Annotated in this window: 10 protein-coding genes and 1 other RNA gene; 8 read left to right on the forward strand and 3 right to left on the reverse strand. The window is 42.1% G+C overall.

Translation table 11 applies throughout. The features are described from left to right. Positions 1-252 (forward strand): hypothetical protein (locus tag Q0192_RS12855; RefSeq protein ID WP_299289888.1); only part of this gene is annotated, 252 nt, incomplete at its 5' end. A 189-nt stretch (positions 253-441) separates the two neighbouring features. On the opposite strand, the gene Q0192_RS12860 is transcribed toward Q0192_RS12855, so the two are convergent. The 3 genes from Q0192_RS12860 to Q0192_RS12870 form a co-directional block, all read right to left on the reverse strand. Continuing rightward, positions 442-1968: a glycoside hydrolase family 32 protein gene (locus tag Q0192_RS12860; RefSeq protein ID WP_299289889.1), complete on the reverse strand. Its 1527-nt coding sequence runs from the start codon at positions 1966-1968 to the stop codon at positions 442-444. Positions 1969-2177: 209 nt separating this feature from the next. Beyond that, entirely contained in the window at positions 2178-2579 is a 402-nt protein-coding gene (locus Q0192_RS12865) for a hypothetical protein (RefSeq protein ID WP_299289890.1), read from the reverse strand. Between the two features lie 107 nt (positions 2580-2686). Further along, positions 2687-5122 carry an alpha-ketoacid dehydrogenase subunit alpha/beta gene (locus Q0192_RS12870; protein WP_299289891.1) on the reverse strand — a complete coding sequence of 812 codons (2436 nt, stop codon included), beginning with the start codon at positions 5120-5122 and terminating at the stop codon, positions 2687-2689. A 142-nt stretch (positions 5123-5264) separates the two neighbouring features. Here Q0192_RS12870 and Q0192_RS12875 point away from each other — a divergent pair, with 142 nt between their 5' ends. The 7 genes from Q0192_RS12875 to Q0192_RS12905 form a co-directional block, all read left to right on the forward strand. After that, positions 5265-5663 (forward strand): DUF1573 domain-containing protein, encoded by a 399-nt coding sequence (locus Q0192_RS12875; protein ID WP_299289892.1) that lies wholly within the window; start codon positions 5265-5267, stop codon positions 5661-5663. A gap of 215 nt (positions 5664-5878) precedes the next feature. Further along, positions 5879-7078, forward strand: a complete 1200-nt coding sequence (locus Q0192_RS12880; protein ID WP_299289893.1) for a pyridoxal phosphate-dependent aminotransferase — start codon at positions 5879-5881, stop codon at positions 7076-7078. Positions 7079-7250: 172 nt separating this feature from the next. Beyond that, positions 7251-7620: a transfer-messenger RNA gene (gene ssrA, locus Q0192_RS12885) on the forward strand. Positions 7621-7770: 150 nt separating this feature from the next. Further along, positions 7771-9741 (forward strand): glycoside hydrolase family 97 protein, encoded by a 1971-nt coding sequence (locus tag Q0192_RS12890; RefSeq protein ID WP_299289894.1) that lies wholly within the window; start codon positions 7771-7773, stop codon positions 9739-9741. A 227-nt stretch (positions 9742-9968) separates the two neighbouring features. Continuing rightward, positions 9969-10253, forward strand: coding sequence for a hypothetical protein (locus Q0192_RS12895; RefSeq protein ID WP_299289895.1), 285 nt, complete (start codon positions 9969-9971; stop codon positions 10251-10253). Positions 10254-10464: 211 nt separating this feature from the next. Next, positions 10465-11175 carry a DUF2278 family protein gene (locus Q0192_RS12900; protein ID WP_299289896.1) on the forward strand — a complete coding sequence of 237 codons (711 nt, stop codon included), beginning with the start codon at positions 10465-10467 and terminating at the stop codon, positions 11173-11175. 120 nt (positions 11176-11295) lie between these two features. Continuing rightward, positions 11296-12272, forward strand: a 977-nt coding sequence (locus Q0192_RS12905; RefSeq protein ID WP_299289897.1) for an aldo/keto reductase, incomplete at its 3' end; no start/stop codon positions are given.

Consider the following 12272-nt stretch of genomic DNA (forward strand, 5'->3'; position numbering starts at 1 on the left):
GATCCTTCTCGTCCTAATGTAGAAGGTTATACGAATCATTACCACAAAAACGGGCAACATTTACTAATAGATTTTGATCCTCATACCCGCAGAATACATCGCTTATCCATTCATTCAGATATACCTTATGATAACCTTGAAGATGTAATGAAAATTGGAAATTTAGATTCTATTGAAACAATGAACTATATAATAGAGCCAGGGTATAGTTTTTTAAGGTCTTATAACAGCATTGAAGTACTCATAAGGTAGGCATTAAAAACTACAAACCCCCTTTCAATCTCACATCAAAGCTAAACCGCTCAACCTTGACAATTTTTATACCAGTAAAAGAAGCATGGTTTGGATTAAGCAGATAATTATATTCCAAATCAATAATGGCAGTAATAATTTTATACCGATAAAAGAAGCATATCTGTTGTCCAATCTTCAAACCCCAATTTATTTCCAGATACTTTTTAGTGGTATCATTTCTAAATCGGTAAATAATGAACCGTTAGCCTGAAGTTGTAAATTGGTAATTGGCTTTTTCGGAAAGAAAATACTTGTCATCACGCTTAAACCGTTATCGGCAAACAATTCGACAGATGCGGCATCAACCACTAAAGTAAGATCAATGCTTTTTGAAGCAGATAATTTTGGCGCATAATGAATGGCTGCAAAATCTTTGTTAAAACTGCTTTCGCCTGCTTTTCTTCTGTCGATATAATAGCTGTTGCGCGCTTTGTCAAAACCGATAATCAATTGCTCACCAACGGTATTTGATAAATTTATGCTGAAATCCTTTACTTCTTTTATGCTTAATTTTAACTCGAATTGTTTCGGTAACTGTCCGAATTTGTTGGTTAAATTCAAACTTCCGTCAACCTGCGCATTTTTAACAACTTTCGGACTTAACCGAAGCGCATCAAACTCTTTGGCCGGTTTTGAAGCCAAAAGTATATCGCCGTTCACTTCCTGCAAACTCAGTTCGCGCGGAATCGTCATCGCGCTCCGCCACTTTACGGTTGGCACTTGAGTTGCATAAAGCCAGTTACTCATCCAGCCTAAAAATATTTTTCGTTTTCCGGTGTTAGACCACGTAACGCCGGCGTAATTATCCGGGCCGTAATCAATCCATTTTGTTGCAGTGTTTTTGGGGATAAACGAATTGCCGTTAAAATTCCCCACAAAATATTGCGTTGCCGAACCCTGATTTGGCCCGCCAGGATTGATACTGACCAGCAAAACCCAATAAATTTTACCGTTTAAAGAGAGCGGAAATAAATCCGGACATTCCCAAACGCCGCCATGTGCACCAAGCTGCGCGCCAAACTCGCTTTCCTTTTTCCAGTCTTTTAAGTTGAGGGAAGAGAAAAAAGTAACCCGGTCTTTGGTGGCCAAAGTCATGATCCATTTTTTTGAAGCCTCAAACCACATTACTTTCGGGTCGCGGAAATCTTTAATTCCAGGATTTTTCAAAACCGGGTTTCCGCTGTATTTCGTCCAGGTTTTTCCATCATCCAAACTGTAGGCAATACTTTCATTCTGGAAATCAGCTTTACCGGCCTTCTCTCCTTTTGGATCATGGTGCGTAAAGATGGCAATCAACGGTGCTTGTCCGTTTTTCCCAAAACCGGAAGTGTTATGAACATCCAAAACCGCACTGCCCGAAAATATGTAACCCAAACTATCCGGATATAAAGCAATTGGCTTTTGCTGCCAATGTATCAAATCTTTACTTTCCGCATGTCCCCAATGCATTGGTCCCCAAACCGTTGCATCTGGATAAAACTGGTAAAATAAATGATAAACGCCTTTATTATAAACCATGCCGTTCGGGTCGTTCATCCATTTTTCGGGTGGAGAAAAATGAACCTGCGGCCGGAAAGGTTCGTGGTATAAACCTGGCTTTGTGTTTTGCGCGTGCAGAAAGCCAATTGCCAAAACACAACAAGCAGCTAAAAAACCTTTTTTAAGATTCATCATATTTTTTTGAAAGATATTGTTAAAGCGATGGCATAACAATTAGAATGCTTCTTTTATCAGCAAAAAATTAGTGTGCCAAAAGAAGCATTTTGATTTATAATTCAAAACAACCATCTTTGTAATGCGCTTTAAGGCTGTGTCCAATTGTGCGAATACGCAACTTAGATTTTATATCTACGACGTACCACGTTATCAGCTTTAAAGCGTTTTTATATTTTAATATGTAGCGAGTAAAGCTGATATTCATTTATTGTTTGCCGCACATAAAGCCAAACAACATACTCCGCTCCATCCACATCTATCAGGCTTTCAAATTTTAGATACCGTAAAATGTCTGGCCTGCCTTTATTATCTGTTTCACTATTTGTGAAAATTGCATTTCTTATTATAGAAGGAAGATTTGCCAAAGCATGTGCTTTAACATCGCCAAACTTTGAAGTTGCTTTATCGATAAAAGTGTTGCTTATAAAACATAAATATCCGGTTTCTTCATTTAAACAGGTTACGTTTAGATAATGAATTTTTAGCCAAAGCTTAATTTTATTCCGAAATTCTTTTTGTGTTTGTTGGTTACGACAAAGAATAGAAGTATCACAAACAGTCAAAACCATGTGATAAAGTTATTATTTAAAATCTTATCTAATTTTAAGAAAACTTAAATATTAATTTGGATTGATACTTCTTTTATAAGATAAAAATCAAGCCTATAAAAGAAGCGTCAATAAATCTTCGGAAACTGCCCCGGCTTGCTCTCGCCCATCATTTCATAAACCACCTCAATAATATCATCTACAGAAGGTTTGCTAAAATAATCGCCATCAGAACCGTAAGGCGGACGATGATCTTTTGCGGTTAACGTTCTCGGCTGGTTATCTAAAAAATAATAAGCTTTTTGTTTTTCCACGATTTGCTGCAAAATGTAAGCTGAAGCACCGCTTGGTACGTCTTCATCCACCACCAGCAATTTATTAGTTTTTTTAACGGAAGCAGAACAAAGTTGGTCCAAATCAAAAGGATAAAGCGTTTGTGGATCAACAATTTCTACCGAAATTCCCATTTTTTCGAGTTCAGCAGCAGCCTGATGAACAATATTTAAGGTGGAACCATACGTAACAATGGTTAAATCTGTTCCTGCTTTGATGATTTCTGCTTTACCTAAGGGAACGGTAAAATCGCCTACGTTTGCCGGAAGTTTTTCTTTTAAACGATAACCGTTCAAGCATTCAATTACCAAAGCAGGCTCGTTTCCGCGAAGCAACGTATTGTACATTCCTGCGGCTTGCGTCATGTTTCGAGGAACACAAATGTGCATACCGCGAAGTGCGTTTACAATCATGCCCATCGGCGAACCCGAATGCCAGATGCCTTCCAAACGATGGCCACGTGTACGCACAATTACCGGCGCAATTTGCCCGCCGAAAGTTCGGTAACTCATGGTCGTTAAATCGTCTATCAGCACATTTAAGGCATAAGGCAGATAATCTAAATATTGGATTTCGGCAATTGGCCTTAAACCCCGCAAAGCCAAACCAATGCCCTGACCGATAATGGTACTTTCGCGGATGCCGGTATCCGTTACCCGCAGCGGGCCAAATTTTTCCTGCAGACCGGCAAAGCCTTGGTTCACATCTCCGATGGCACCCACATCTTCGCCAAAAGCAATAATGCGTGGGTCGCGCGAAAAATTGGCGGTAAAACAAGCATTCAGGATTTCCCTGCCGTCAATCATTTTTGCGTTTTCCTCGTAAACCGGAAGCTGGACAGGAACATTTAACGGTGATTCCGGCGTATTGCTAAACTGGCGCGAATCGTATCGGGAAACGTTTTCCGCCATTTCCTCGTGATACAATTCCATCAAGTTATTACGTTCTGCGCTGCTTTCTCCGGCGGTCAACAACAAGGCTTTTCGCACGGCTGCAAGCAAATCTTTCCGGCCTAAATCTATGGTTGTGTTGATGTGCTTGACCAAGCCTTCTATTTTTTCGCCTGCGGCAGAAACCGGAACCAGTTCGCGGATTGAATTGGCGGTTTGGTTGCGTTCCGCTTCAATTTCCTGCTGCAAACTGTTTAGCGCCCCGCGCTGGCATTCGCGCACGTATTTTTTGGCTTGGTCTTCCAGTTCGTCCAGTTCTTCTGCGTTTGCAATGGCCGAATCCAAGATCCAAGAACGCATTTTGGCCAAACAATCGTGCTCTTTTTCCCAAGCCAAACGCTCTTTGGTTTTGTAACGCTCGTGCGAACCGGAAGTAGAATGACCCAGCGGCTGCGTTAATTCGGTTACATGGATCAAAACCGGAACGTGTTGTGTACGGCAAATATTGGCAGCTTTTTCATAAGTTTCGCACAAGCCGGGATAATCCCAGCCGGGCACTTTAAATATTTCGAAACCTTCGCCGGTTTCATCACGCTGAAAGCCTTTTAAAATGTCGGAAATATCTTCTTTGGTGGTTTGATATTTGGAGGGAACAGAAATGGCATAACCATCGTCCCAAACCGAAACTGCCATCGGCACTTGCATTACACCGGCAGCGTTTATCACCTCAAAAAAAATACCTTCGGAAGTAGAACCGTTACCGATGGTGCCAAACGCAACTTCGTTTCCATTAATAGAGAACGAATCCATTTCGGCCAGTTCTTTGTTTTCTCGATATAACTTAGAAGCCCAGGCCAAACCAATTAAACGTGCCATTTGCCCGCCGGTGGTAGAAATATCGGCAGAAGAATTTTTCATCTCCACCAGGTTTTTCCAGGTTCCGTCTTCGTTCATGGAACGTGTGGCAAAATGGCTGTTCATTTGCCTTCCGGCGGAGGATGGTTCTTGCTTTACATCCGGAACGGCGTACAACTGCGAAAAAAATTCGGTAATGTTAGAAATGCCGGTTGCAAAAGCAAAAGTCTGGTCGCGGTAATAGCCTGCGCGCCAATCGCCGTTTCTAAACGCTTTGGCCATCGCCAGTTGCGCAACTTCTTTTCCGTCGCCAAAAATGCCAAACTTAGCGCGGCCAGTCAATGCTTCTTTCCGGCCTAAAATGCTGGCCTGCCTGCTTTCTACGGCAATGCGGTAATCACGGATCACGATCTGCTTAAAGTCATCAAAACTCAGTTCAGATTTTTCCAGTTGATCAAAGGCGCTTGTAACTTCTAATTCCTGCATTTTAGGTTTCTATACCAGCAAAAATAGTATTTAATCAGCATGTTTTTTTCAGAAAAGGACAACCTCAAAATGAAATTAACGTATCAATATTTTAATTGATTAAAATTGACTTATATTTGTTTTAACAGTCTGATAAAAAGCTATGAAAAAATTAATGATGATTTGCGCAATGGTTGTAGGGTTTGCCATTAACGCATCGGCACAAACGGACAACAAAGCCGAATTTAAATTTACAGAAGAAAAACACGATTTTGGCAAAGTACCGCAAGGAAAGCCGGTTACAACCGATTTTGTGTACACCAACGTTGGCGAAGAGCCGTTGATTTTGACGGAAGTGAAACCAACATGCGGCTGTACCATTGCCGATTATACCAAAACGCCGGTTAAAAAAGGTGAAAAAGGCAGCATCAAAATTACGTACAACGCGGCTGTTGAAGCACCTTTTAACAAAACGATTGTGGTAACCTCTAACGCAAAAACGCCGACAAAATATTTGGTAATTGTGGGCGAAGTAGTAAAAGCTTCTGCACCGACAAAATAGTTTCGATACTGTTTTTACCGCATAAAACTTCGTCTTCTTTTGCAGGGCGAAGTTTTTTTATGCACCAATTTTTATGGCATAAAAGAAGCATTGAGGCTGAGCTATCAGCCATTAGCAGTCAGCTTTCAGCGATTTGCAGGTTTGAATTTAAAACTGGCAACCCGAAACCGGAAACTTGCAACTCCTCACTCACAGCTTTTTCCTACTTTTGCTTTATGCCGAAAATATCAATAAAAGGCCAGCAAATGCCGGCTTCTCCCATCAGAAAATTAACGCCTTTTGCGGACCGTGCCAAGCTCGAAGGCAAAAAAGTGTACCATTTAAACATCGGCCAGCCGGATATTGAAACGCCGGAAATCATGCTGAATGCCGTTAAAAACATCGGTTTTAAAGTTTGGGCTTACACAGCTTCGGAAGGGACGCTGGCTTATCGTACCAAGCTGACCGAATATTACAATAAATTAGGTTACAACATTACGCCGGATAATATTTTGGTCACGACCGGCGGTTCTGAAGCGATCACGATTTCGATGATGGCTTGCTTGGATGCAGGTGATGAGGTAATTATCCCAGAACCTTTTTATGCCAATTACAACGGCTTTGCGCACCAATGTGGCGTAACCGTAAAACCCATTTTATCTTATATCGAAAATGGGTTTGCCTTGCCTTCGATTAGCGAATTTGAGTTGCTGATCACAGAAAAAACCAAAGCGATCATGATTTGCAACCCGAATAACCCAACCGGTTATCTGTATTCCAAAGAAGAAATGGAAGCTTTGAAGCAACTGGCTTTGAAGTACGATTTGTATTTGTTTTCAGATGAAGCTTACCGCGAATTTTGCTACGATGGGCGGGAATTTATATCGCCCATGCACTTGGAAGGTTTGGAGGAGAACGTAATCGTGTTGGATACGGTTTCTAAAAGGTACAGTGCCTGCGGTGCGCGTTTGGGTTGCATTATTACCAAAAACAAAGCTTTAATGGCAGCCGCTTTAAAGTTTGCACAAGCGCGGTTAAGTCCGGGAATGGTAGAGCAAATCGCCGGGGCAGCCGCAGTTGATACGCCGGATGCTTATTTTATCAACGTAAAAAACGAATACACCAAGCGCCGTGATATTTTGGTACAGGCTTTAAATAAAATTTCGGGCGTTTTTTGTCCGAACCCGGGCGGTGCGTTTTATGTGGTTGCCCGGTTTCCAATTGATGATGCCGATACGTTTTGCCAGTGGATGCTGGAAAGCTTCAGTTACGAAAACCAAACGGTAATGATGGCACCAGCAACCGGCTTTTACAGCACACCAAGCGGCGGTTTAAACGAAGTACGTTTGGCTTATGTTTTAAACACGTTTGATTTGGAAAAAGCGATGGTTTGTTTGGAAGAAGCTTTAAAGGTTTATCCGGGAAGGGTTTTGTAGTTAGAGAAGCTAATGGTTAATAGTTGATGGTTCATAGCCGTTGCGAGCTTCCGTGAACCATTAACTATCATCCATCAACTTTTAAAATTTTTTCTTTTTTTCTATTGCTAAAAACAGTATTTTTGCATCCACTTAAAACCTTTCTACCCTTTACCTTTCAGCCTTAAAAAAAGGGCCCGACCGGAATTGACAGGATGGAGATAAGTAAGTAAGCATGCAGCGCGTTGGGTGAATTAGCGCTTTAATCTGAACACTCAAACTTTCAAATGGCGAAAATAACTACGCCTTAGCTGCCTAATTTAGAATTAGCATAGCTTTCGCTCCGATGGTTTGCGGTTTCTTAGGATCATCACCAGGAGCGTCGAAATAAGAAACTGGTTTGCTTAAGGTGTGGTAAGCGAACGAGATAAAGCACCTACGGAAAATGGTACAGGTACGCGGCTGGCCTTCCTTTTTCCCGACAATTAAACAGCAGCTAAGCATGTAGAAGGCTTACCTTATACCATGTTTGGACGAGAGTTCGAATCTCTCCGGGTCCACAAAATTTAAAAAACCACTTGTTTATTTGAGCAAGTGGTTTTTTAGTTATATGTGTTTTGGTTATTTTTCAATGCTTTATTCCTTTAAATTGCCATACTTCTTTTAGCACTATAAAATCAGCATAAAACTTATTAACCAATCAAAGTCCCGATATGAAATATCTGTTTATTCTCCTGTTTGTAGCAACCTCGATAAATGTTTTTGCCCAGCGTGGTTTAACAGTTAGTTCGCCGGATAAAAATATCCGTTTTTGGTTGAGTGCAGATCAATCCGGTTTGGTTTACAAGGTTAGCTACAAAGGGAATATGTTGGTTGAACAATCCCGCTTAAGCATCAGTTTTGAGGAAGGAGGGGCATTTTCAAATCATTTGAAATTGGAAAAGCACCAACTCCAACATCTCGAAGAAAACTACAATTTAATTGTGGGTAAAAACAGCAAGGTACACAGCGAATGCAACCAGCTTTTAGTTTCGGTCTCCGAAAAAAGCGGGTTAAAACGACAGCTTCAGGTTGAAGTAAAAGTTTTTAACGATGGTGCCGCTTTTCGTTACCGCATCCCACAGCAACAACAATGGAAAAGCGTAAACATTACGGACGAAGCCAACACGTTCAACCTCAGCCAAAACCCAATTGTGCTTACGCTTTTTCGCGAAAATTACACCACTTCGCACGAAGGAATTTACAGCAAACTGCATCTGAGCGAGATTAAGGCGGACACACTGATGGATCTGCCGACGATGTTTTCTTTCCCAAAAGGAATTTTTATGGCAATAACCGAAGCTAATCTGCGCGATTACGGCGGCATGTATTTGGTAAAACATCAGGGCGTTTTGCAAAGCAGTATTTCGCCTTTGCCCAACCAAATGGCTATCAAAGTAAAGGCAAAACTGCCGCACCAAAGCCCGTGGCGGGTAATGATGATTGGCAACCGGATGGGAACTTTGATCGAATCAAATCTGCTGACGAATTTGAGCGATCCCAGCCAGATCAAAGATGTTTCCTGGATCAAACCCGGCAAAACTACCTTTCCCTGGTGGAACGGAAATGTTGTGCCTGATACATCCTTTGCGCCCGGCAACAATTACGAAACCAATATGTATTACGTAAATTTTTGTGCTAAAAACAGTATTGCTTACCATACCGTGGTAGAGTACGGCTTGCACGAATGGTACGTAAACGATGGCGCCAACTTTTCGCCTGGCCCACACGCCGACCCTTCCAAAGCTGTCCCCGGTTTGGATATGCAGCAACTGTGCGATTCGGCAAAGAAAGTTGGCGTTGGCATACGCGTCTGGGTGCATTTTGCGGCTTTGTACCCGAAATTGGAAGCAACTTTTGCGCAATACGAAAAATGGGGGATCAAAGGTTTGATGTGTGATTTTATGGACCGCGACGACCAGGAAATGGTAAACATGCAGGAAGAAATATTGCAAAAAGCGGCGCAGCACCATTTGCACATCCAGTTTCATGGCGCTTACAAGCCAACCGGTTTAAACCGCACTTACCCAAACGAGTTTACGCGCGAAGGAACTTTAAACTACGAAAACAACAAATGGAACAATATAGTTACACCGAATGCCGATATCAACATCCCGTTTACGCGCGGGCTTGCCGGTTCAACGGATTATCATTTGGGAGGCTTTCGTGCAGCAAATCCTTCCACTTTTAAAGTACATTACACCGCGCCGATGGTTCCAGGCACGCGCTGCCATATGCTGGCCATGTATGTGGTTTTGGAGAACGAGCAGGGCATGGTTTGCGATTATCCGGATGCTTACATTGGCCAGCCCGGTTTTGAGTTTATAAAAGAAGTGCCGATTACCTGGGACGAAACCAAGGCCGTAAACGCAAAACTAAGCGAATATATTACGATTGCCCGACGCAAAGGCAGCGATTGGTATCTCGGGACAATCAACAGCAACACGCCACGAAACTTAAATACGCCGTTATCTTTTTTACCAAAAGGAAATTACACCGCCGAGATTTACAGCGATGCGCCGGATGCCAATATCAACCCAAATCATTTGGTAAAAGTGGTACAAAAGGTAAGCAACCAAACTGTTTTGAAAACGATTTTGACTGCCGGCGGCGGACAAGTGGTGCGTTTACGTAAAGATTTTTAAATATTGGAACTATCTTTTTGATAACAACCGTTCTACAAAACAGTGCTTTATTCATGGCCGCAGCCTTGAGGCCATGGATAAAATGGAACAAGAATTGGCTTTAGCCAAACCTACAAGACACCAATTTTGATGGCATAAAAGAAGCATTCAACCTTCCCTCAAAAAATCTATCCCATAAAAACACTTAAAACAGTGGCGTTGTTACCCTAACAAAAAAACTTAAGATTATGAGTACTTCAGCACAAACCCACGATCACAAAAAAATCCAAAAATGGACCGAAGAACGCGAAGGCATCCCGGCAAAAATAAAATCAACCGGCAAAGAAGAAGATGACGGCGTGATCCGAATCCACTTTCCAAAACACAGCGATGCCGACGACCGTTTTGAAGAAATCAGTTGGGACGATTTTTTTAAAAACTTCGACAAAAACAAGTTGGACTTTTTGTACCAGGATAAAAAGAAAGACGGCGAGATCAGCACTTTCCACAAGTTTGTATCGAGGGAAAAATAAGTGCGGAGATTGGTGTTTGATGATCCGTCAAAATATTATCAACACCAATTTTTATATGGTAAAAGAAGCATTGACCGCTTGAAGCTATTTGGGCGAAAAGAAAGCTTCGATTTAAAAAACAAGCTTTACAATAATTTTAATCTTATAAGGTTAATTTTAAGAAGTTAACTACGAATTTATACCGATAAAAACAGTATCAATAAAAATTATCATGGCCATAAATTATGGGGTTTTAAGGGGAAAGGTTACGGATGCAATGCTTTACCAAAGCGGCACGGACCATTACCAGATTTTGGTACAATCCGACCAGCTTTACCGTGTTGCGGTTGATGTTTATTCTAAATTTGCCGGCCAAACTTTGCTTTATCCGCAAAACGGCAGCACCAAATTGGCTACAAACCAAATGGTAATGTTTTACAAGGATGAAAACTTTCAGCATCCCATTACTGCGGATATTTTGAAATCTAAAGTTGATTTTACGCCGAAAGCTGCCATGCCTCCTTCCCTTTGCCTGGATTATTTGCACTTTTCCCCGCCACTTTTTCCAATTGGCCAAATGCGGGTAGTTAAGCCAAAAACTGATACTTCGCTGGGCGAAAATTTAAACGGCGATATTGACCCTTGGGTACAAAAAGCGAAAAACAACCCGGATGCCGAAGTTTTTGCCTTTGGTTCCGGCTGGAACGATAACCTTCCCAACAGCATTCCTGATTTAAACCCTTATTTCAGCCAAAACCCGCCGGTAGGTGTGCACGATATCCACATGAATCAGGGCGACAGCGGCAGCCAGGCCGCCAACAACGGCAGCAAACAGGACGGCGCGCTTTTTATCTATTTTAAAAGTTTAAATCAATGGGTGGCAATGTTTTTTCGATTTCAAAACCAAAGTATTAAAACGGATGGGAAGGGGAATCTGATTTAATCTTTCAATGCTTTTTTTATCGGCATAAAATCAATACCAATTTTTACCCGATAAAAGAAGCATCCCACTAAACATATCCGCCCAAATTAGCTTTATTATTTCAACATCAATAAAGCAATTATGGAATACAGACCATTAGGCGCATCTGGCCTACACGTTCCCGTTTTAAGTTTTGGCACGGCCACATTTGGCGGCAGTAACGAATTTTTTAAAGCCTGGGGCAATACTCAGGTAGAAGAAGCTTCGCGTTTGGTTAACCTTTGTTTGGATGCCGGCGTAAACTTATTTGATACGGCCGACATTTATTCGGATGGTTTGGCAGAAGAAATTTTAGGAAAAACGCTGGAAGGAAAACGCGACCAGGTGATCATTTCTACCAAAGCAACTTTCCCAATGGGCAACGGGCCAAACCAACAAGGTTCATCGCGCTTCCATTTGATGAAAGCCTGCGAAGCCAGTTTAAAGCGTTTAAATACCGATTATATTGACATTTACCACATGCACGGTTTTGATGGCGTTACGCCGGTGGAAGAAACGTTGCGTACGCTGGACAATTTAGTACAAAGCGGAAAAGTGCGCTACATCGCCTGCTCCAATTTTTCGGGCTGGCATTTGATGAAATCGCTGGCCGTTTCTGATCGTTATGGCTGGAACCGTTACATTGCACACCAGGTTTATTACTCGTTGGTGAACCGAGAATACGAATGGGAACTGATGCCTTTGGGTTTAGACCAGAAAGTTGGCGGGATTATCTGGAGTCCATTGGCTGCCGGCCGTTTAGGCGGAAAATATCGTCGCAATCATCCAATTCCTGCGGATAGCCGCGTGGCTCAAGGCGGAAGCCCGGTTCCGGAATCAGCCATTCCCGAAGAACTTTTTTATAAAATTATTGATGTGCTGGATGAAGTAGCCGAAGAAACCCGAAAAAGCGTGGCCCAGGTTTCGTTAAACTGGCTGCTGCAACGCCCAACCGTTGATACGCTGGTGATTGGTGCCCGAAATGAAGAACAGTTAAAACAAAACCTAGAAGCAGTCGGCTGGAACTTAACCACCGAACAAATCAAAAAATTAGATGCAGCCAGCGAAACGCCAACCAT

The organism is uncultured Mucilaginibacter sp., from assembly GCF_937859865.1.
Classification (GTDB): domain Bacteria; phylum Bacteroidota; class Bacteroidia; order Sphingobacteriales; family Sphingobacteriaceae; genus Mucilaginibacter_A.